Raw genomic sequence first — 22,321 nt, 5'->3', positions numbered from 1 at the left:
TTTCCCTGACATCCGCCATGATTCGGCGCAGCCAGAGCATGTAACCGAATGGAATAAAATCATCTGTATGCACGATATTTTTTTATCTGGCTACATCTCAAATTTTTAGATTTGAGGAATCATATCACCCAAGCATCTACAAAAATGGAAAACTCCCTGTCATTTATCACAAACGAAAACAACCAGACCCTGCTCGAACGCTTTAAAACCTTAATTAAAGACACGCATCTGTTCGATTGTCTGGTAGGATATTTTTACACCAGCGGGTTTTATCGACTGTATCCGGCACTTGAGCAAACTGAGAAAATCAGAATTCTCATTGGCATGAGCACCAACAAAGAAACTTTTGATCTGATTCAACAATCTACATCCGCACAGACAGTACCCAACATTTTCTCACACGCAGAAATAAAGCAGCAATACGCCGAAGCAGTTAAAAACGAATATGAACAATCTGAAGACTCATCCCGTGTAGAAGAGGGTACCTTAAAATTCCGGGAATGGATCATAAATAAAAAGCTTGAGATCAGAGCCTACCCTGCACAAAACATCCATGCCAAACTCTACATCATGACCTTTAAAAAAGGAGACAGAGACGAAGGCCGGGTAATTACAGGTTCAAGCAACTTTACTCAATCTGGTCTTGAAGATAATCTCGAATTTAATGTAGAATTAAAACACCCTTCCGATTACAGGTTTGCAATACAAAAGTTTGAAGAATTATGGCAAGAAGCTGTGGATGTGAGTGAGAAATTTATACAAACCATTGAAGAGGAAACATGGATTAATCCAAACATAGAACCCTATGAGCTTTACCTGAAATTTCTATATGAATATTTTAAAGACGAACTCAGCCAAAGCGAAGAAGTATTGCTTAAATATATACCTCAGGAATTTAAAAAACTGGAATACCAGGAACAGGCCGTACTCAATGCAAAAAAAATCCTGGAAGAATATGGCGGCGTGTTTATTTCAGATGTAGTAGGTCTTGGTAAAACATACATTGCTGCTATGCTTGCATCGCAACTCGATGGAAGAACATTGGTCATTGCTCCACCGGTCCTACTCGAAAAAAGCAACCCCGGCTCGTGGCCAAATGTGTTTTCCGATTTCCACGTGGCAGCTGACTATGAATCGGTTGGAAGGCTGGATGATTTACGCAAAAGGGATATAGACAAGTACAAAAACATTATCATCGACGAAGCTCATCGCTTCCGCAATGAATCTACACTCTCATACGAACTCTTAGCAGAAATTTGCAGGGGCAAAAGAGTTATATTGGTTACGGCCACTCCCTACAACAACTCACCCATGGATATTTTGAGCCAGATAAAACTTTTTCAAAATCCCAGAAGAAGCACTATTCCGAATTTACCTAATCTTGAAAACTTTTTCAGGCAACTGGAAAATAAACTCAAAAACTTTGATAAGCAGAAGGATTACGAAAAGTACATAAAAACAGTAAAAGAGAATGCCAAAGAAATCAGAGAAAAAGTATTAAAACACCTGATGGTGCGAAGAACCAGAACAGAAATTGTGAAATATTTTTCAGAAGATATGAAAAAACAAGGCCTTAAATTTCCTGAGGTAAATGATCCCAAGCCCTTATACTATCAATTGAATGAAAAAGAAGATAGCATATTTAATGAAACCATAAAGCTGATATCGCAACAATTAACCTACGCACGTTACACACCCTTGCTACCTAAATATTACAAAAAGTCAATACAACCACTTGAGGAACAGTCCCAGATAAATATGGGGAGATTTATGAAGGTTTTGCTCGTCAAGCGGCTTGAAAGCAGTTTTCATGCTTTCAGAAAATCTATTGATAGATTTATTCACTCTTATGAAATTTTCATTGATGCATACAAAGAAGGATCTGTTTATTTTAGTAAAAAATATGCGAATAAAATTTTTGAATTCCTTGAAAACGATGACGATGAATCAATTCAACGTTTGCTTGATGAAAACAAAGCCGATTGTTATGATGCAGCCGACTTTTCAGAGGCTTTTTTAACAGACCTTACAAACGATTTGAAACAACTGAAAAAATTACAATCACTATGGTCACAAATTACACGAGATCCGAAACTGCTTGCTTTTCTGGATAAACTCTCAAAAGATAAAATTTTAAACACAAACAAGCTTATCATCTTCACTGAATCAAAAGAAACAGCAGAATATCTTACCGAAGAAATCAATAAAAAATTTGGCAATACAGGCAAATTCACCTATCCGGCCCTGTGTTATACCGGTTCCTCCCGTGAAAGTGTGCGTGACAAAGTCGTAGAAAATTTTGATGCAAAAGTGAAAAATCCTAAAGATGATTATCGAATTCTGATAACTACAGAAGTCCTTTCAGAAGGCGTAAACTTGCATCGGGCCAATGTGGTTATCAACTACGATATTCCGTGGAACCCAACCCGCATGATGCAAAGGGTTGGACGTATTAATCGGGTGGATACAAATTTTGATAAAATTTACACCTTCAACTTTTTTCCAACAACACAAGCTGATAATGAAATCAAACTTAAAGAAATTGCTGAAGCAAAGATACACGCCTTTTTCACCCTGCTTGGTGGTGATGCCGCACTACTGACCGATGGAGAACCTATTGGTTCGCATGAACTGTTTAACAGATTGATTTCCAAGAAAACACTTACGGGAGAAGACGAAGCAGAGGAAAGCGAATTGAAATACCTGAAGGTTATAAAAGATATAAGAGACAATGAACGAGATCTTTTTGAAAAAATAAAACGATTACCTAAAAAAGCCCGAACAGCTAAAGAAAGCCCCCAGGAGAAAGGCGCCCTCCTCACCTACTTTAAACTTGGGAAATTGCATAAGTTTTACTTGTCTTCCCCCAACAACGATACCCGGGAATTAGATTTTATAAGCGCTGCAGAATTGCTGGAGAGCTCACCGAATGAGAAAAAAGAACAATTGCCAAAAGATTTTTTTGAGCTTCTTGATAAAAACAAAGAAGCCTTCAGGATGGCCACAACACAAGAAACAGCAGAATATAGTCAGCGACGTGGCCGTGATAAAACATATCAGATACTGAGGATTATAAAAGCAACTTTACATCAATCGCAACAGCTTACTGACGAACAAGAAGAATATCTTAAACAGCTGGCAGAGCAACTGGAAGCCGGTGCAATACCTAAACAAACTGCCAACAAAGCATTTCATGCACTGCAACAGCTGCAACAGGAACTTATTCATCCGCTTAAAGTGGTAGCTGCTTTGCAAGCTCACATTCCCTTGCGCTTCTTACAAGCTCATTATGTCGGGCAAAACCTGAATTTAACTGCTAAACGGGAAGTTATTTTATCAATGTATTTAAAAGGAGAATAAACTATGGATAAGACGCAAGCACAAAAAATCATAAAGGATACCTTTGAGAATTCTTTTAATAAAGCAAATTTCCAAAACTTTGTCAAAAATCTCCTTAATAATGTCGAGTCCGCTCCATTTACCTATCAGGGCAATTATATTCCCGATGCTTACAAAGAATACATTATATCGCTGGAGCGTTTGTACAAATATACCGATGGAGAACATGAGATTGACATCCTCGTCGTACAACTAAAAAAACAGACATCGATTGAGCGTGCCCGCACCATGCAGCGCAACTTTATTGCATGGTACTTAAACGGCAGCCGAAAGGGGAAATTGAAAGATGCAGCCCTCGTGGCCTTTGTATCACCAAACAGTGAAGATTGGCGCTTTTCCTTTGTCAAAATGGATTATCGTTTTGAAGAAACTCCTTCTGGAAAAATAAAAGTAAAAGAAGAATTCACCCCTGCCCGCCGATGGTCGTTTCTGGTGGGTGCGAATGAAGCCAGCCACACCGCCCAGAGCAGGTTTATTCCCCTGCTTATGGATGATGAGCATAAGCCCACCCTGGCGCAACTGGAAGAGGCGTTTAACATTGAAACCGTTACCAAAGAATTCTTCCTGAAATACCGTGAGCTTTTCATCCGTACCAAAGAGGCGCTGGATGAGGTGGTGGCACGTAACGAAAAGGTCAAAGCCGATTTCGATACCAAAGAGATAGACACGGTCAACTTTGCTAAAAAGCTGCTTGGCCAGGTCGTTTTCCTTTACTTTCTGCAGAAAAAAGGCTGGTTTGGGGTTGACAGGGATGCCGATTGGGGCACCGGCCCGAAAGATTTTTTACGGCGACTATTCAACAGGGAATACGGCCCATACCATAATTTTTTCAACGATATTCTGGAGCCGCTTTTTTATGAAGCCCTGCGGGTTGATCGCAGCCACGACGACCACTACTACAGCCGTTTTAACTGCAAAATACCATTCCTCAATGGCGGCTTGTTTGACCCCATCGGTAATTACGACTGGGTGCATACCGATATTACTTTGCCCAATGAACTTTTTTCAAATGATGTAACAACCAAAGAAGGCGATATAGGCAACGGAATACTGGATATATTCGACCGCTATAATTTTACTGTTAAGGAAGATGAACCGCTGGAAAAAGATGTTGCCATCGATCCGGAGCTTCTGGGAAAAGTGTATGAGAAATTCAATGCCATCCGCCCCGACAATTTTGAAGAATACAAAAAAGCATTAAAAAACGCGAGCAGTAACGAGGAAAACAAATTCAACAAAACATTTGGCGTTTACTACACCCCGCGCGAAATCGTGCACTACATGTGCAAGCAAAGCCTCATCCATTATCTCTATACCTGTGTCGAAAAAGCCGGACTAACAGAATCTATCAAAAAACAAGACATTGAAGACCTGATCGAAGTAGGTGAGATGATAACAGAGCACGAGGCAACTGCAAATATCAAAGAGCAGAAAATTAAAAACGGTTCCCAAAAAACCTCTAAATACAACAGCCTTCTGGCCAACAGCATAAAGGACCACGCCGCCACCATCGATAAATGGCTTGCAGATATTACGGTTTGCGACCCGGCTGTGGGTAGTGGTGCCTTTCCGGTGGGGATGATGCACGAGATAGTCTGTGCCAGAAACATATTGTCAGTTTTTATATCAGAGCAAAATCGAAACGATTACGCATTCAAACGCCATTGTATTGAACATTCGATTTACGGCGTTGACATCGACCCGGGGGCTGTGGAGATTGCTAAGCTAAGGCTGTGGCTATCATTGGTGGTGGAAGAGGAAGATATACGGCAGATAAAACCCTTACCAAACCTCGATTATAAAATTGTGTGCGGCAATTCACTGCTGGGTTTGGAGAAGAATTTGTTTAACGATCACTTGTTTGCCGAACTTGAAAAACTTAAACCTCTGTACTTTAATGAAACCAATCCTACTGACAAGCAGAAATACAAAAAGCAGATTGATGATTTAATTAGCCAAATCACCAATGGTCATAGCGAATTTGACTTTGAGGTGTATTTTTCAGAGGTGTTTCATCAAAAAGGTGGCTTTGATGTGGTGATTGGCAACCCGCCGTATGTCTCTACAAAAGGTGTTGATAATGAATTTAAAAAACAGCTGGAAAAATATTTTGGTTTTGCTGATGACCTTTACAATCATTTCTACTTTAAAGGAATGGAAATTCTTAAACAAAAAGGAATTCTGGCTTTTATTTCTTCTAAAACTTTCTGGACAATTCAAACCAAGAAAAATTTGCGTGAATTCATTTTAAGAAACCAATTGCTTAGTTTGTTTGATACAGCCAATCCTTTTGAATCGGCAATGGTCGATACAAGTGTAATACTTGTAATGAAAAATGCTAATGCTGAAAATTATACTTTTACATATTTAGACGGAACTAAGGATATACTAAATCCATCAAAAACAATCGGTAATATTGAATATTACCGGCAAGCACCCAATCGGGTATTTTATCCAATTACTGATTACAATCTTAAAATCTTTGAAAAATACGGCAAAAAAGTAAATGAACTGCTCAATAAATGGTGGGATAAAATTTCTACAAGCAAAAACATAGAAAAATACAAACGGGAGTTAGAACAATACCGCAATGCATTGAAACCCGGTGATATTACCCTGCTTGGGTTAATTACAGAAGGTGGAGTGGGTATACAAACTGGAAACAACGGCAAATATATAGGTGTGTTGGAAAGAACCAAATGGGCAGAAAATGTAAGGAAGCAAAGACCTGAAAAACTGTTGCTTGCCACAGAATTTTGCAAAAAAAATAATATTACCGGCAAACAAGAAGCTCAAAGATATTTAGAGACTCTTAGCGAGCATGAAATAAGAAATCTGTTTGATGATTTAAAGGAAAAATACGGCAGAGATGTTTTCGGACAGGGCTGGCTTTACAGAATAGTTAGCCCTGATGAAATTGCCGATGTAGAAGCACTTACAGAAGACGAAAAACTCAACGGTATAAAAGGAAATAGAACCTTTGTACCCTATGACAAAGGCGATAAAGACGGCAACCGCTGGTATGCACCTACGCCGTATTATATTGATTGGAGCAGGGAGAATGTGAAATTTTTGAAAGAAAATTCCGGTAAAAAAGGCGAAGGAATGCCTGTTGTACGAAATCCGCAATTTTATTTCCGGGAGGGGTTTTGCTGGAATAATGTACTTTCTGATGAAAAAATAAAATGTAGAATGAAAGAAAAATCTGTTCATTCTACAGAAGCCATGACCTTTATTTCTTTATTAGAAAATATTTTGCCTAATTACTATTTAGTTTGCATGCTGAATTCTACTTTTTATGGACAATACAGAATGCTATTTATTAATACATCGCATCATTTAACTACAGGTGACGCAAAAGAATTTCCGATTATCATTCCCAATGAAACCCAGCTAAAAGCATTTGAAAGCATTTTCAATCGTGCCGTAGAGATACAAAAGCAAAAATTTGTGGGTAAAATAAGCGAGCCGGAAGCGGAATTAAAATTAAATGAAATACAAAAGGAGTTGGATGAGATGGTGGAGGGAATGTATTTGAAATGAAAAATATAGATTTATTTGAAAACGAAATAAATATGAAAACCTACATTTGTTTTAATGATGAATCAGGCAGTTGGAATGATGAGAGAACCAATTTTTATATTAGAGCATCACTTTTGGTAGATACCACCCAATTAAAAGATATTGAGAATGATATTATAAGCATTAGAGAAAGTTTACAACTTGGTAATTTGAATGAAGAAATAAAATGGCAGGATTTATGGAGATTAAGAAATTGTTTTAAGCAAAATAAAGATCCTTCCGACAAAAGATTAAAATCTATCTATTCATTTCTAAAAAAATTAGGTGGAGATTATCATCAGTTAATTGAATATTGCGATAGAGTTCTTTCTCTTCTTAATGAATCAAAATATGATTTCAAAATAATTTTGACTTTCACGGAAAAATCAAAATATCCCAACCATAAAGAAAAAGATATATATAAATTTCACATACAGGATCATCTGGAAAGGATTCAAATGCAATGTAGTAATTCGATTGTAATTGTTGTTTATGACAGTATAGATGATAATAAAAAGAAATTATTTAAAGCTATTCATAACGAAATTATTACAAATGGAGATTTTATAAAAGAATATAACTCAATTTATGAGTCACTTCTTTTTGATGACTCATATGATAACAAACTCTTACAAATGATGGATTTTATTGCAGGGACTTTTGCTGGAACGCTGACCTCGATAAAAAAACAAGACTCAAATAACTATCAAAAAGCGGTTGAATTTTTTTGTAATTATATTTATCCAAAACTTTGTAAAGATAAAAAAAACGAGATATGGGGAAGTGGATTAAAAGAAACACCAGGAAATAATAATATTAGAGAAAATTACAGGAAAAAAATGGATTCAATATTTTCACAAAGAGGAAAAGACGAAATTAAAGATGATTTTCATTTTTAGAAGACTAACAGCCAACAAACCCATCTTTCGTCAGATAGAATCGCTGGTGGATAAAATCCTTGAGGCAAAAAAGGTAAGGGCGTATCGCAATACGCCCCAACCGGATACCAGCGAATGGGAGAGGGAAATAGATAGGTTGGTATATAGGTTGTACGATTTAACCGATGATGAAAAAAAGATAATTGAAAATCAAAAATGAAATACCCCCCCCAACAAACACCATCGCCGTTCCATCCGATTGCAAGGATACGATTATTCCTCTGCCGGTGCATATTTTATTACCATTTGCACAAAAAACCGTGCATGTTTGTTTGGTGAAATTGAAGATGGGGAAATAATTTTGAATGATTGGGGAATAATCGCCCAACAATGTTGGTTGGAAATACCGAATCATTTTCCGAATGTATCGTTGGACGAACATGTGATCATGCCAAATCATATTCATGGGATTATGATTATAAATGATGATAACAATAATACACGTAATGTAGGGGCAATTCATGATGTAGGGGCAATTCATGAATTGCCCCTACCACAACAACCACCGGATGCATACCAACGGCGTAAAATGTTATTGCCCAAAATAATGGGTTATTTCAAAATGAATGTGGCAAAACAAATCAACATATTCCGCAATACCCCTGGACAACCCATCTGGCAACGGAATTATGATGAACGCATCATCTAAAACAACAACAAAAACCATGAAGGCAGGCCCTTCGTGTACACGACAGGATACAGTCTGAATGGCTGCATTACGGAATCTGCACGTATTTATGCAGCTGCAGGGACAGCTCCCATTGCGGATGTTGCTGGATGTAATCAATGATCAGGGGAGTCATGCGTTCGCGGCGACTCCATTCCGGCTGCAGATACAGCTTGCATGCAGGCGTTACTTGTCTGGCGTGGGTTTCGGCCCAGGCAAAGTCTGACCGATGATAGATGACCACCTTGAGCTCATGGGCTTGCTGGCAAACGCTTTTCAGAGGGGATTTAAATTTTTTGGGGGAAAGGCAAATCCAGTCGAAATCACCCACGAGCTCGTGTGCTCCAGAAGTTTCCAGATGAACCCGAAAGCCTTGTTGATGCAGGGCCTGGCACAAAGCTCTCAGATCGTAAAGGGTGGGTTCGCCGCCGGTTATGATGGCCATGCGCGCGGGATGAAGAGCAGCCTGGTGAGCAATTTCTGTGGCTGATAGCACAGGATATCCTTCGGCCATCCAGCTTTCCTTTACATCGCACCACACACAACCCACATCGCAACCCGCCAACCTGATGAAAAAAGCGGCTTTGCCCTGATGAAAACCTTCGCCCTGCAGGCTGTAAAAAGTTTCCATCACAGGGAGCCGGTCGGGATCAGCCGCATTCAGCGGACAGGCCGTGTCCGCCACCTTCAGGGGTTTGATATGTGCTGTGTCGGCATGCATTTCTGCAAAGTTAGGATGAAACCCGCGATCGGGCTCGTTCGGCATGCAATTGGGCAGCCTGGTAGGTATTGCTCAGCAAAGCCGCAATGGTCATGGGTCCCACACCACCCGGCACCGGTGTGATGTAGCTGCAGCGGGGTGCCACCTGTTCGAAATCCACATCGCCCACCAGGCGAAAACCCGATTTTTTCGATGTATCGGGCACCCGGTTAATGCCTACATCCACCACAATCACTCCCTCTTTCACCATATCAGCTTTCAGGAAAGCCGGTCTGCCGAGCGCAGCCACGATCAGATCAGCCTGGCGGGTGAGCTCCGGCAGGTTGCGCGTCTGTGAATGACACAGCGTAACCGTGCAATTGCCGGGCTCGGCATTGCGGCTCAGCAGCAGGCTCACCGGTGTACCCACAATATGACTGCGGCCTATGACCACCGCATGCAGCCCCCGTGTTGGAATCCGGTAATGCGCCAGCAACAGCATAATCCCTTTTGGCGTAGCCGGCACAAAGCCAGGCAACCCGTTGGCGAGCCGGCCCATATTCACTGGATGAAAGCCATCCACGTCTTTATCGGGATCAATGGCTTCAATGACCTGCTGTTCGTTGATATGCGCGGGCAAAGGCAGCTGCACCAGAATGCCATCTACACCTGCATCGGCATTGAGTTCGTGGATTTTTTTCAACAATTCATGTGCAGATATCGTTTCCGGAAAACGAATCAGACTGCTTTGAAAACCCACCTGCGCACAGGCTTTGATCTTGGAAGCCACATAGGTTTCGCTGGGCGGATGATGGCCCACAAGAATGCAGGCCAGATGTGGCGGACGCCTGAACAAATTACGTTGCGATTGCCATTGTTCCGCTAACTGTTGCTGGATGGCCTGCGAGGCAATACGACCGTCGAGTAATTGCATGCGCAAAGATACGGAAGCACCCGCAAATCGCTGCAGATGCGCCACCCAACGCTATCAGCTATTTACCGGGATTTCTGGCCCCGGTGGTACATCTGAATGAAGGGATGGATCATGCAGAATGATTAGAAGCGCGAAATCGGCCCCGCCTGCAGGATTTTTTCGGGCACTTGATTAGCGAAGCGCTGAAAATTTTGTTGAAAAGCACGTGCCAGCTGAGCAGAAGCCTGTGCATAAGCCAGGGGATCATCCCAGCTGCCGCCCGGTTGCAGCCAGCTATCGGGCACGCCCGGACAATGCCGGGGCACCATGAAGCCAAAAACCGGATGGGCTTCAAAACATGCATCATTTAGCTTTCCGGCAAAGATGGCCGACAGAATTCCTCTCGTAATGGGCAATGGAATGCGTTGCCCCACGCCATAGGGACCGCCCATCCATCCGGTGTTGATGAGCCAGCATGACACGCTGTGGTGTTGAATTTTTTCCTGCAGCATGCGGGCATACACTGTAGGATGCAAAGGCATGAAAGGTGCACCAAAACAAGTACTGAACGTGGCTTTGGGTGAAAGCACGCCGGTTTCGGTACCCGCCACTTTTGCCGTATAGCCCGATAAAAACTGATAAATGGCCTGGGGCACGGTGAGCCTGGCTACTGGCGGGAGCACACCATGGGCATCGCAGGTGAGAAAGAAAATCCACCGCGGCGCAGGTCCACAGTGGTCTTCCACATGATGGGGAACCCGGGTTAACGGAAAAGCTGCGCGGATATTCTCCGTGATGCTTTGATCTTCAAAATTCAGGCGTTTGGTACCGGGGTAAAAACGCATATTTTCCACCAGCGTGCCCTCGCCTATCGCAGCTGCAATCACAGGTTCGGTATCGGGATTCAAATGAATGCATTTGGCATAACAGCCTCCCTCGAGGTTGAAAATACCCGTTTCATCCCATCCATGTTCATCATCGCCAATCAGCCTGCGGTCGGCCGTACAGCTTAGGGTAGTTTTGCCCGTGCCGCTGAGGCCGAAAAATAAGGCCGATTGACCCTGTTCATCCATATTGGCCGAACAATGCATGGTAAGCACGCCCTGCTGCGGCAAGGCATAATTCATGGCCGTGAAAACAGCTTTTTTGATTTCGCCGGTATAAGCCGTACCGGAAATAAGGATCAGCTTTCGGGTAAAATGCAGGGCAATGCAGGGCTGTTGGGCGTGATCAGTAGGCCTGCCCGCCGGACAGGCAGGCCTGGTAAAATGAGGTACGTGCAACACCAGCCAGTCATAGGCATCATGCAAATCTGAGCTGCGCGGCAAAAACAAATGATGCACAAACAAATCGGCCCACGGCAGTTCACTCACCACACGCAGGCGCTGGCGCCATTGCTGGCTGGCACCTATCCAGGCATCCCGCACCCACAACTCGCGACCCTCCAGATATGCCAATACTTCTTGCAAAAACACCTCAAATACATCTTCATCCATGGGTTGATTGATGGTGTTCCAATCAACCTGTGCTGCAGTGAACGCATCCCGCACAATATAGCGATGCTGCGGACAACGACCGGTGTAGGTACCCGTGCTCACCACTAAAGCCCCCCTTTCGTCGAGCTCACCCATGCCGCGTTGCAGAGACTGATGAATCAACTCTTCAGGAGATAATTGATAATGCACATGAGCCGCATGAAACCACGGCTCCTGCTGATCAAAATCGAAAGACATTCCCATGTCTTTGGAAAGCATGCAGACTCAGATTTTGCAGTGACCAATGTTGCTAAGTTCGCAGGAATATTCGAAAATTTCAAAACAGCAGCTTTTTTGGAGGTCATATTTTTGATGTATTCTAAAATTGCATGTTGTTTATTTACAAGATTCAACAAATCTATTTCACCGGAAATAAAAAAACCATCATTGGCCTGAAATATTTTGAAGGGATTGAATCATCCGCACACAACTCATCCGCAGAAGCCATAGTTTTGCATACATCTGCATCATTTTATACACCTAAATCTCTCAGGCATGAAATACCTTCCGGTGAATCCACAGTTGTTTATCACCAACCGCAAACGTTTCATGGCGCGCATGTTGCCCATGTCGATCGCCATTTTTCATTCCAATGATGAAATGCCTTCCAATGGCGACGCTTTATACCCTTTCCGGCAGAACTCAGATTTGTACTGGCTTTGCGGCATTGAGCAAGAAGATACGATGCTGATTTTGTTTCCCGATCATCCCGATCCCAAATACCGGGAAGTATTGGTGCTGGCCCGCCCCGAACCGCTCAAGGAAAAATGGGATGGTCATCGGTTACGGGCCGATGAAGCCCGCAAGATTTCAGGCATTCAGACGGTGATCTGGCTGGATCAGATAGAAGGCCTGCTGCAAGCCTGGATTCATCTGGCCGATCATATTTACATCAACACCAATGAAAACGACCGCAAACGCAGCTGGCTGCCCACCCGCGATTATCGTTATGCAGAAGAGCTGCGACGAAAATATCCGGCTCACGATTTTCAACGGGCGGCTCGTATCCTGGCCAGGCTGCGCTCGGTAAAAACGCCTTATGAAATTGAGTTGATGCGCATAGCCATTGATATTACCCATAAAGCATTCCTGCGCGTGCTGCAATTCATCCGCCCGGGCGTGATGGAATATGAAATTGAAGCTGAAATCTGGCATGAGTTTCTTCGCAACCGCGCTACAGGTCCGGCTTACAGCTCCATCATTGCCAGTGGCGACCGGGCCCGGGTTTTGCATTATGTGTTCAATGATCAGGAATGCGAAGACGGCGAGCTGGTGTTGATGGATTTCGGAGCCGAATATGCACGCTACTGCGCCGATCTCACCCGCACGGTGCCCGTGAACGGCCGTTTCACCGCCAGACAAAAAGAGTTGTACAACACCTGTCTGCAATTGCAGCGATATGCCATCGGCTTGCTGAAACCCGGCATCACCCTTCACCGCTATCACGAACTGCTGGGTGATGAAGCCACCCGCCTGTTCCTGAAAGCGGGTCTGCTCACAGAAAGCGATGTCAAAAATGAAGACCCGGAAAACCGCGCCTATCAAAAATATCTTTACCACGGCATTTCCCATTTCCTGGGCATTGATGTGCATGATCTGGGCAGCAAAACCGAGCCTTTGATTCCCGGCATGGTACTCACCGTAGAGCCCGGCATTTACGTAGAAGAAGAACAGATCGGTATTCGCATTGAAAACAATATCCTGATTACGGAAAACGGAAATGAAGATCTGATGCAGCAAATCCCGGTAGAAGCCGAAGATATTGAACGCCTGATGCGTAAATGATGCGCATTTCGGCATCGGCTGCTGGTGTTGCAGATGCTGGATTTATCCCTTATCTTGCCGGCTGTATGAAGCAATTACCCAATTTGCTTACGCTGGGAAACCTGTTCTGCGGTACGCTATCGCTCGTATTCATTCTTCAATCGCCCTGCTATATCTCCAGCTATAACGGACAGGATTACCTGGTTACGGCCCCCGAGCCGCTGTTCTGGGGATCTGTATTGATAGGCATGGCTGCGATTCTTGATTTTGCGGATGGATTGGTAGCCCGGTGGATGAAGGCTGCATCCGAGATGGGCAAGCAGCTGGATTCCCTTGCCGATGTGGTCACTTTCGGTGTGGCACCGGCCATGATTTTGTTTCAGCTTTTGAAAAATGCCTACATGCAATTGCCCGATGCCATCAATGTGAGCATCATCAATCTTGCCTTTACCCTGCTGCTGCCCTGCTTTGCTGCCTGGCGGCTGGCGCGTTTCAATATCCAATCATCCGGCCAGCATTATTTTACCGGATTGCCCACGCCCGCTGCTGGTTTGCTGATAGCGTCTTTCCCGCTTGTGTTGCTGAAAGATACATTTCATCTATCCACTTATCTGCAAAACATCTGGATTTTATATGCCATTCTCATTTTACTCTGTTACCTGATGGTCAGCCGCATTCCTATGTTTTCATTCAAGTTTAGCCATTTCGGCTGGAAACAAAACTGGTATCGCTATGTGTGGATCCTGCTGTTCCTGGCAGGTATCATCTGGCTGGGCACAGCTGCCATTATCGGCGGATTTGTACTGTATATTCTGTTATCTTTGCTGGCCAGAAAACAACTGCTTTCCGAATGAAATTCATTGCACATATTGATGTGATGCCGCTGAAGGAATTACTGGATCCGCAGGGAAAGGCTGTGCAGGCGGCATTGAAACAGCTGGGCCTCAATCAGACTGAAGATGTACGCATAGGTAAACATATAGAACTCACGTTGGAATCGGCCGATGCTTCAGAAGCCCGGCAAATAGCAGAGCAGGCATGTGAACAATTGCTGGCCAATCCGGTGATGGAATATGCGCATATTCAGATCGTGCCTGCACCCGATAGCCAAGCCTCATAACTCATGCAGCTGTATGTTGTACCCACACCGGTAGGCAATCTGGAAGACATTACGCTTCGCGCCCTGCGTGTACTGCAGGAGGTAGATCTTATCCTGGCTGAAGATACCCGCACCTCCGGTTTTCTGCTCAAACATTATCAGATTGAAAAACCACTACGCGCTTATCATCAGCATAACGAACATGCCATTGTGCAGTCATTGGTCGAGCAAATGAAAAAAGGCACTACCATGGCCTTGCTCAGCGATGCCGGTACTCCGGGCATTTCGGATCCAGGATTTTTGCTGGTTCGCGAAGCCATTGCAGCCGGGATTCCGGTGATATGCCTGCCCGGACCCACTGCATTTGTGCCTGCCCTGGTTTGCAGCGGCTTACCTATGCATCGGTTTTGTTTTGAAGGTTTTCTGCCAGTAAAAAAAGGCAGAACGCAACTCTTGCAACAACTGAGCAAAGAAACAAGTACTTTTATTTTGTATGAATCACCGCATCGCCTGCTGAAAACCATGCAGGATCTCATCCATCATCTGGGTGAAAACCGCCGATGTTGCGTAAGCCGTGAAATATCGAAAAAATTTGAAGAACACCTGCGGGGCACATTGCATGAAGTATTTACTCAACTTCAGCAAAAAGAAATACGCGGTGAATATGTGCTGGTCATTGAAGGAAATCAACATCCTGAAAAACCTGCAACTGATGAGCACATCGCACATGATTGAATGAATGATAGTTGTGTAAATCCATGGGGCGGATGATCAATATCATCCGGGAATCTGTAAATTTGAAATTCAAATCTGCTATCATCATGAAATGCAAGTATGGGTACACCTGGTTTTTTGCTTTGATTATGTTTGGCATGATTGCACATACATCTTATGCTCAGATCGGAAAAATTCCTGATGCCGTTACACAGGCATTTGAAGAAAAATATCCGGATGCCAGCGAAGCTACATTTGTAAATAAACTGGTAGAAACAGATGTAAGCTTTCAAATCAAAAATGTGCATTACAAAGCCCGCTTCAGCAATAAAGGCGAATGGCAAGCCACGTTGCAGGAATCAAGCTTTGCAGAATTGCCGGAAGCCGTGCAGGACGGATTTCATAAAAGCAAATATGCAGATTGGGATATTGAATCAGTATATATCCTGTATCAACCCGATAAACCGATAGAATATCGGATTGGTGTATCGAAAAATGCCATCCAGAAGAAAAACCTGTACTTTAACAGCAAAGGCAGATTGCTGCACGACAATATCACACTCTGATTATCCTCATTTTTCTAATGATACATCTTATGAGAAACAGGATGTTTGGGTTGCTTTTTTTCTTTTTGGGGGAATGCCCTTTTTCGCTTTTTGCTCAAAACAATTACTGGCAACAACGTGTACATTACACCATACATGCACGTCTGGATGTACACACCAATCGCCTTACCGGACAGGAACACATTGTGTACGAGAATCATTCACCAGATACTTTAAAACAGGTATTTTTTCATTTATACTGGAATGCATTTCAGCCCGGAAGTATGATGGACATACGTAGCCGGGAAGCGGGAAAATTGATTTTAGGAATAACACCTCAGGGCGATACCATCCGCGACTGGGATAGCCGGGTGCGTGATCGAATTGCGCATCTAAAACCCGATGAAATAGGCTACGACAGCGTTACGCACATTACCATGAACGGTATTGCCCAACCTTTTGAAACCAAAGAAACTATTTTACAGGTACATTTAACAAAGCCCATATTACCCCATCAGCAAGTTATTTTCGATGTGGATTTCAAAACACAGGTGAATATACAAATCCGCCGCAGTGGCCGCGATAATGCAGAAGGAGTGCGTTATTCCATGAGCCAGTGGTACCCGAAAATTTGTGAATATGATCAGCAGGGATGGCATCCTACACCTTATGTGGGCCGCGAATTTTATGGCGTTTGGGGCGATTACGATGTGTGGCTTACGCTGGATAAACATTATGTGGTGGCGGCAACCGGATACTTGCAAAATCCGGATGAAATTGGCTATGGATATGAGCGACCGGGCACCCGCGTGAAACCTGCAACCGGCAATGAACTGACCTGGCACTTCGTGGCTCCTAACGTGCACGATTTTGTATGGGCCGCCGATCCGGATTATGTACATCTGGTAGATACGGCTCATAACGCTGCGCATACAGCCATTCACGTGTTTTACAAAAAAGATCCGATCACATCCAAAGATCAGGACTGGCAAAACCTGCTGAAAGCTGCTGTGCGTGTATTGCCATTTATGGAACAACATTTCGGACCTTATCCCTATCATCAATATAGTTTTATTCAGGGAGGTGATGGAGGCATGGAATATCCGATGGCCACATTGATCAAGGGCCCCAGCCTGGGTACGGCTTTTCATGAATGGATGCACAGCTGGTATCAGATGATGCTGGGCACCAATGAATCGCTCTATCCCTGGATGGACGAGGGCTTTACCACCTGGGCCGAAGGCAAGGTGAGCTATTATTACTATCATCAGTTTGCAGACAGCATCTTTCAAAACGAATCAGAAAAAATAGCTTTCCTCCAACGCCTGGATACAAGTTTACCCCGCGGAGAATCAGGCTCCTACAAAGGATATTATGCATTGGTAAAAAGCGGATTGGCAGAACCGATGACCACCCATGCCGATCATTATGAAACCAATTTCGCTTACAGCCAGAATGCTTATTCAAAAGGTGCGGTGTTTCTGGAACAACTGGGCTATATCATCGGCGATAGCCTGCGCAATCAAACCTTATTGAATTATTACTGGCAATGGCGATTCAAACATCCTACGCCGATTGATTTCATCCATGTGGCCGAACAAACCAGCGGCCTGAAACTGGATTGGTATCTGGAATATTGGATTTACACCACCAAAACCATTGATTATGCTATTGAACAGGTACAACCCGAAGGCAATGCCACAAGAATTGTATTGAGAAGAATTGGACAAATGCCCATGCCTATTGATTTGCTAATTACCTTCCAAAACGGAAAACAACAATTGATCTATATTCCGCTGGATTTAATGTTTGGTACAAAACCTCAGGAAAATCGTGCAATACCTCGCACCGTATTGCCTGCCTGGAGATGGACGGATCCTGTATATGAATTCAACCTGCCGATTAGTTTTACACAAATCCGTTCTGTACAGATTGATCCATCTAAACGCATGGCCGACATTGATGAAAGCAACAACGTGTATTTGAAATAAAATCATGAAATGCAAACTCACATGCTGATGATGAATGGATGAATGAAAACCATGAAGGTTCCTGCTCAGCACATACTTTACATGCATACAAAACAAATAAGCACATTAAATAGTGTGAACATTCACTTCAATTGTGAGGAGTACGTGTGTAAAATCAAAAACTTATTTTTACCATCACCATAAGCATTGATAATTCTATCTTAAACCCGCATTTTCATCATCATGCTCACATCTGCATCCGGCATGAATTATGCTTGGTTGTTTAGGTATAGCAACATATGTGTATTTCAGACAAAAAACCGGAGAAGCTGTAGTCGAATTCCGGTAACTCAGTCATTTTTTGTAATTTTGTAAAGATTCACAGCCTCCGATTTTTTTATAGACAGAAACGTTCATTCAAACGATGTTAAACCCTGACGCAAATGCTTTTCAGCAGACGGAAAAACAAACAAAAAAACATACCGTATATCACCAGCTCTCTGCCCAGCTTCGATGAAGGAGGGTTGCTGACAGAAAGGCGAATCATTATTGTTTCTAACAGGTTACCGGTAAAAGTAGTCATCAACAAATCCGGACAATTTCAGCTTCAGCCCAGCGAAGGCGGATTGGCAACAGGGCTGAGCAGTGTGTATAAACGCAATGATAACCTGTGGATCGGCTGGCCCGGCGCCTTTCTGGATGAGCGCCAGCGCGCCCAGGTGCAACCCTTGCTTGAAGCTGAAAAATTATTACCTGTTTATTTGACGGAAGAAGAGATCGCCGCTTATTACGAAGGCTTTTCAAATGAAACACTCTGGCCGTTATATCATTACTTTCCTTCCTATACCTTGTACAAAAAGGATGATTGGGAGATGTATTGTGCGGTGAATCGCAAATTTGCCGAGCATGTGTTGCGTGTGGCGCGAGAGGAAGATATTATCTGGGTGCACGACTATCAGCTTTGTCTGGTGCCCGAACTAATCCGGCAACAATTGCCTAATGTGACGATTGGCTTTTTCCAGCATATTCCGTTTCCGGATTTTGAAATCTTCCGTTTGCTGCCCTGGCGGAAGGAAATACTGAAAGGCCTGCTGGGTGCTGATCTGATTGGTTTTCACACCCTCGATGATACTAAGCATTTCATCGCCTCATGCTCACGCCTGCTGAATCTGGAAGTGATGATGAATCGAATAGTTGTGGAAGGCCGCGAAGTGATGGTTGATACATTCCCGATGGGTATTGACTTTGAAAAGTTTCAGCAATGGGCACGCAAAGAACGCACCCTGCAAAATGAACGACGGCTGCGAAGCCTGGTGGGCTCGTTGAAAATTATGATTTCGGTTGACCGGCTCGACTACAGCAAAGGTATCCTGAACCGCCTCGAAGCATTCGAACAGTTGCTGGATCGCTACCCCCACATGCGTGGAAAAATTTCATTTATTCAACTTGTGGTTCCTTCACGCGATCAGGTGCCACAATATCGCTGGCTGAAAGATGAAATCGATAAAAAAGTAAGCTCCATCAACAGCCGCTTCAGCAGCTTTGGATGGACACCCATTTATTACTTCTACCGTTCCTTCCAGATGGACATGCTATCGGCTTTGTACAAAACAGCCGATATTGCCATGATTACACCCATGCGCGATGGAATGAACCTTGTAAGCAAAGAATACATAGCCAGCAAAATTGATCCGAGAGGTGTGCTCATTCTCAGCGAAATGGCAGGCGCTTCAAAAGAGCTGCTGCATGCTATTATTGTGAATCCGAATGATATTGAAGCCATGGTGGATGCCCTGTTGCAAGCCATCGAAATGCCGGAAGAAGAACAGGTTTACCGCATCCGTGCCATGCAGGAAATCATTGCTAAATACAACGTATATCACTGGGTGAATTTATTCATTGAAACTTTGGAAGAGGTGAAACAACAACAAGATAAGCTAACCACGAAAATGCTGAACAGACAGGTTACAGAACACATGATCAGGCATTATGCACAAGCTCGTAAACGCATTTTGTTGCTTGATTACGATGGTACTTTGGTGCCTTATTTCTCCGACATCAATCAGGCTATACCCGATCGGGAGCTAAAACGATTATTGCTGGCACTTGCACGCGACACGCGTAATCGGGTTGTGGTTATCAGCGGACGAACCCACGAAACCCTTTCCAAATGGCTGGGTGATCTTCCGGTTGACCTGATTGCCGAACATGGCGTGTGGAGAAAAGATCATGGCCAGGACTGGCAAAAGTTCACAGATCTGAGCACTGCCTGGAAACCCAGCATTCGCCATATTCTGGAGATGTACATGCACCGCACGCCCGGGTCGTTTATCGAAGAAAAAAGCTATTCGCTGGCCTGGCATTACCGCAACGTAAGTGCAGAACTCGGAGAAGAAAGAGCTCGTGAATTGATTGATAACCTGAAATTCTTTTCTTCTCATCATGGTTTGCAAGTACTTTCAGGCAATAAGGTGATTGAAATCAAAAATGCTGAAGTCAACAAAGGAAAAGCTGCACGGGCGCTGCTGAAGGAACAGCGGTATGATTTCATTCTGGCTATCGGCGATGATGCCACCGATGAAGATACATTCCGGGCTATGCCTTCACGGGCTTATACCATTCGCGTTGGAAGCACGCTTTCATTAGCCCAATATTACCTGCGTTCCTATCAGGAAGTGCGGGCATTGCTGAATAATTTTGCTGAAGCTAATGTGGAAGAGCTCATAAAAAAATAGGCTGATCAATCTTCTTGGCAATCCGGTAAGCTGCATTCATCACACCCACATGGCTATAGGCCTGTGGAAAATTACCCCACTGGCTACCATCGCGTGCATCCACATCTTCACTCAATAAACCAAGATGATTGGTATATTTCATCAATTGCTCAAAATTCTCCTGTGCTTCTTTCACACGCCCCATATGAGCCAGCACTTCTACATACCAGAATGCCGTAACCAAAAAAGTTGTTTCAGGTTTGCCAAAATCATCTTCATGTTTATACCTGTAAAACAATCCATTTTCTGCTTTCAGATGTTGTTCCAAACAACGCAAATGATCTTTGGCGCGCTGTGATTTCGGATCTAAGTAATTCATCAATATGAGCTGCAGCGTGCTGGCATCCAGATGTCTGGAACCAATGGCTTCGGTATATACCCGACGCTGCGGATCGTAGCATTGTTCAATTTTTTCAGCAGCTTTATTTCTTAATTTAACAGCCAGCTGACGCAGTGATTTATGTTGAATTTTTTCGGCCATCTTCATAGCAGCACAGGCACCAGCCCAATGAAATAGATAAGTATAACAATGATATTGCCTGATGTTGCGAAACTCCCATAACCCTGCATCAGGCTCATCCATCACAGCTTCAATCTTATGCAAAATGTTGCTTACCCATTGTGCAGCATCCACCCGGGCGCGATATTTAATGCGGTTATCTACATACAACGGCAGCAATGAAACCAATATTTGACCATAAGTATCGTTTTGAATTTGTTCGGCTGCCTGATTGCCAATACGCACGGGCTTATTGCCCAGATAACCTTCCAGATCAATTTCCCGCTCAGGTAAATATGATTCACCCGTAATGCTGTACAATGGCTGAAAACGCTCCCGGCTGGAGACTGCAATGTTTTCAAAGAAATGAAAATATCGCTCCAGCTCTTCGAAGTGTCCGATATGGTTAAAAGCCTGCAGGATATAATATGCATCCCGCAACCAGCAATAGCGATAATCCCAGGTGCGGCCGCTGCCGTTGGCCTCGGGCAGACTGGTGGTGCTGGCTGCAATGATGGCTCCCGTGTCTTCAAACTGATGAATTTTCAATGCAAGGGATGAGCGGATGACTTCTTCCTGATAGATATTTTCAATGCCGGTGGTTTGAATCCATTGTCGCCAGTATTCGATGGTTTTTTCCAGAAAATAATCGGCTGTATGCTGCAAAGGTGCTTCCAGCGGCGAACCATACGTCAGTACCAGATATTTGTTTTCATTCAATACAAAATGCTTGTTTTCATCAATATAGGTTAAAGGCACATCGGTTGTGAGTCGCACGGGATCACTCAACCCGTGATATTCCATGTGATTGCTGCCTTTGTAGGGATGAAGCGCAATCTGTCCGTAATTACCCATCGGCCTGCAGGTAACCCTGATCAAAGGCCTGCCTTCGAGCAATTCAATTTTTCTGATAAGCATCAGGGGCTTGAAATACCGCTCATACTGCACAAAGCGCGGTGCAAAATCAATCACCCGATAACGCCCCTGTGCACAGCTTACTTCAGTAACCAACACATTGGTATTGTCAATATAATATTGCCTGGAGGTGAATTCTCCCTGCGGACGAATGGAAAACTCACCTCCTTTTGATTTATCGAGCAATCCCCCGAAAATAAAACTGCTGTCGAACCTGGGCCAGCAAAGCCATTCAATATTGGTATTCAGATGCACATGCGCGATGTAGGAACAATTGCCAATGATACCAGTTTCATACACATGTCGGGCCATAAGCAGGATGGATATT

Annotated in this window: 16 protein-coding genes; 12 read left to right on the top strand and 4 right to left on the bottom strand. The window is 43.7% G+C overall.

The window, feature by feature from the left end:
• Nucleotides 1–144: 144 nt before the first annotated feature.
• The 5 genes from BM367_RS09195 to BM367_RS09175 all read left to right on the top strand — a co-directional run bounded on the left by BM367_RS09195 (nt 145) and on the right by BM367_RS09175 (nt 8,547).
• The gene (locus tag BM367_RS09195; RefSeq protein ID WP_092460037.1) at nt 145–3,360 is read left to right on the top strand and encodes a helicase-related protein; all 3,216 of its coding nucleotides are present in this window, start codon (nt 145–147) and stop codon (nt 3,358–3,360) included.
• A 3-nt stretch (nt 3,361–3,363) separates the two neighbouring features.
• Nucleotides 3,364–6,942, top strand: coding sequence for an Eco57I restriction-modification methylase domain-containing protein (locus BM367_RS09190; RefSeq protein WP_092460034.1), 3,579 nt, complete (start codon nt 3,364–3,366; stop codon nt 6,940–6,942).
• Nucleotides 6,939–7,859 carry a DUF3800 domain-containing protein gene (locus BM367_RS09185; protein ID WP_092460032.1) on the top strand — a complete coding sequence of 307 codons (921 nt, stop codon included), beginning with the start codon at nt 6,939–6,941 and terminating at the stop codon, nt 7,857–7,859. The genes BM367_RS09190 and BM367_RS09185 overlap by 4 nt, the downstream gene beginning before the upstream one ends.
• Entirely contained in the window at nt 7,843–8,058 is a 216-nt protein-coding gene (locus tag BM367_RS09180) for a hypothetical protein (protein ID WP_092460030.1), read from the top strand. The genes BM367_RS09185 and BM367_RS09180 overlap by 17 nt, the downstream gene beginning before the upstream one ends.
• Before the next feature lie 108 nt (nt 8,059–8,166).
• The gene (locus BM367_RS09175) at nt 8,167–8,547 is read left to right on the top strand and encodes a transposase (protein ID WP_092460028.1); all 381 of its coding nucleotides are present in this window, start codon (nt 8,167–8,169) and stop codon (nt 8,545–8,547) included.
• Nucleotides 8,548–8,614: 67 nt separating this feature from the next.
• On the opposite strand, the gene BM367_RS09170 is transcribed toward BM367_RS09175, so the two are convergent.
• From BM367_RS09170 to BM367_RS09160, 3 genes are all read right to left on the bottom strand, one after another.
• Nucleotides 8,615–9,286, bottom strand: coding sequence for a 7-carboxy-7-deazaguanine synthase QueE (locus tag BM367_RS09170; RefSeq protein WP_245759953.1), 672 nt, complete (start codon nt 9,284–9,286; stop codon nt 8,615–8,617).
• Between the two features lie 10 nt (nt 9,287–9,296).
• A complete protein-coding gene (folD, locus tag BM367_RS09165) occupies nt 9,297–10,244 on the bottom strand; it encodes a bifunctional methylenetetrahydrofolate dehydrogenase/methenyltetrahydrofolate cyclohydrolase FolD (RefSeq protein WP_317039285.1) in 948 nt (315 codons plus the stop codon).
• A gap of 77 nt (nt 10,245–10,321) precedes the next feature.
• Complete coding sequence (locus BM367_RS09160) at nt 10,322–11,932, bottom strand: phosphoenolpyruvate carboxykinase (ATP) (RefSeq protein ID WP_245759952.1); 1,611 nt, start codon at nt 11,930–11,932, stop codon at nt 10,322–10,324.
• Nucleotides 11,933–12,208: 276 nt separating this feature from the next.
• Between BM367_RS09160 and BM367_RS09155 the strand changes: the two genes are divergently transcribed.
• The 7 genes from BM367_RS09155 to BM367_RS09125 all read left to right on the top strand — a co-directional run bounded on the left by BM367_RS09155 (nt 12,209) and on the right by BM367_RS09125 (nt 20,540).
• A complete protein-coding gene (locus tag BM367_RS09155) occupies nt 12,209–13,498 on the top strand; it encodes an aminopeptidase P family protein (RefSeq protein ID WP_092460024.1) in 1,290 nt (429 codons plus the stop codon).
• On the top strand, nt 13,495–14,331 hold the full coding sequence (locus tag BM367_RS09150) for a CDP-alcohol phosphatidyltransferase family protein (protein ID WP_092460022.1): 837 nt from the start codon (nt 13,495–13,497) through the stop codon (nt 14,329–14,331). Before BM367_RS09155 ends, BM367_RS09150 begins: the two co-directional genes overlap by 4 nt.
• On the top strand, nt 14,328–14,597 hold the full coding sequence (gene purS, locus BM367_RS09145; RefSeq protein WP_092460020.1) for a phosphoribosylformylglycinamidine synthase subunit PurS: 270 nt from the start codon (nt 14,328–14,330) through the stop codon (nt 14,595–14,597). The genes BM367_RS09150 and purS overlap by 4 nt, the downstream gene beginning before the upstream one ends.
• A 3-nt stretch (nt 14,598–14,600) precedes the next feature.
• A complete protein-coding gene (gene rsmI / locus BM367_RS09140; protein ID WP_092460017.1) occupies nt 14,601–15,311 on the top strand; it encodes a 16S rRNA (cytidine(1402)-2'-O)-methyltransferase in 711 nt (236 codons plus the stop codon).
• Between the two features lie 86 nt (nt 15,312–15,397).
• A complete protein-coding gene (locus BM367_RS09135) occupies nt 15,398–15,856 on the top strand; it encodes a PepSY-like domain-containing protein (protein WP_177224173.1) in 459 nt (152 codons plus the stop codon).
• Between the two features lie 29 nt (nt 15,857–15,885).
• Complete coding sequence (locus BM367_RS09130) at nt 15,886–17,826, top strand: M1 family metallopeptidase (protein WP_245759951.1); 1,941 nt, start codon at nt 15,886–15,888, stop codon at nt 17,824–17,826.
• A gap of 422 nt (nt 17,827–18,248) precedes the next feature.
• The gene (locus BM367_RS09125) at nt 18,249–20,540 is read left to right on the top strand and encodes a bifunctional alpha,alpha-trehalose-phosphate synthase (UDP-forming)/trehalose-phosphatase (protein ID WP_092460011.1); all 2,292 of its coding nucleotides are present in this window, start codon (nt 18,249–18,251) and stop codon (nt 20,538–20,540) included.
• Here BM367_RS09125 and BM367_RS09120 read toward each other — a convergent pair.
• Nucleotides 20,527–22,305: a glycoside hydrolase family 15 protein gene (locus BM367_RS09120; protein WP_092460010.1), complete on the bottom strand. Its 1,779-nt coding sequence runs from the start codon at nt 22,303–22,305 to the stop codon at nt 20,527–20,529. The genes BM367_RS09125 and BM367_RS09120 overlap by 14 nt on opposite strands.
• Between the last annotated feature and the right edge of the window lie 16 nt (nt 22,306–22,321).

Source organism: Thermoflavifilum thermophilum (genome assembly GCF_900116565.1).
Classification (GTDB): Bacteria; Bacteroidota; Bacteroidia; order Chitinophagales; family Chitinophagaceae; genus Thermoflavifilum; species Thermoflavifilum thermophilum.
The sequence above is the reverse complement of the archived record's forward strand: the minus strand, read 5'-3'. Positions and strand labels throughout refer to the sequence as shown.

Excerpts from the sequence above, each read along its gene's own strand:
- BM367_RS09195 (WP_092460037.1), top strand. The coding sequence starts at position 145 with ATGGAAAACTCCCTGTCATTTATCACAAACGAAAACAACCAGACCCTG.
- BM367_RS09190 (WP_092460034.1), top strand. The coding sequence starts at position 3,364 with ATGGATAAGACGCAAGCACAAAAAATCATAAAGGATACCTTTGAGAAT.
- BM367_RS09185 (WP_092460032.1), top strand. The coding sequence starts at position 6,939 with ATGAAAAATATAGATTTATTTGAAAACGAAATAAATATGAAAACCTAC.
- BM367_RS09180 (WP_092460030.1), top strand. The coding sequence starts at position 7,843 with ATGATTTTCATTTTTAGAAGACTAACAGCCAACAAACCCATCTTTCGT.
- BM367_RS09170 (WP_245759953.1), bottom strand. The coding sequence starts at position 9,286 with ATGCATGCCGACACAGCACATATCAAACCCCTGAAGGTGGCGGACACG.
- BM367_RS09160 (WP_245759952.1), bottom strand. The coding sequence starts at position 11,932 with ATGCTTTCCAAAGACATGGGAATGTCTTTCGATTTTGATCAGCAGGAG.
- BM367_RS09155 (WP_092460024.1), top strand. The coding sequence starts at position 12,209 with ATGAAATACCTTCCGGTGAATCCACAGTTGTTTATCACCAACCGCAAA.
- BM367_RS09150 (WP_092460022.1), top strand. The coding sequence starts at position 13,495 with ATGATGCGCATTTCGGCATCGGCTGCTGGTGTTGCAGATGCTGGATTT.
- purS (WP_092460020.1), top strand. The coding sequence starts at position 14,328 with ATGAAATTCATTGCACATATTGATGTGATGCCGCTGAAGGAATTACTG.
- rsmI (WP_092460017.1), top strand. The coding sequence starts at position 14,601 with ATGCAGCTGTATGTTGTACCCACACCGGTAGGCAATCTGGAAGACATT.
- BM367_RS09135 (WP_177224173.1), top strand. The coding sequence starts at position 15,398 with ATGAAATGCAAGTATGGGTACACCTGGTTTTTTGCTTTGATTATGTTT.
- BM367_RS09130 (WP_245759951.1), top strand. The coding sequence starts at position 15,886 with ATGAGAAACAGGATGTTTGGGTTGCTTTTTTTCTTTTTGGGGGAATGC.
- BM367_RS09125 (WP_092460011.1), top strand. The coding sequence starts at position 18,249 with ATGCTTTTCAGCAGACGGAAAAACAAACAAAAAAACATACCGTATATC.
- BM367_RS09120 (WP_092460010.1), bottom strand. The coding sequence starts at position 22,305 with ATGGCCCGACATGTGTATGAAACTGGTATCATTGGCAATTGTTCCTAC.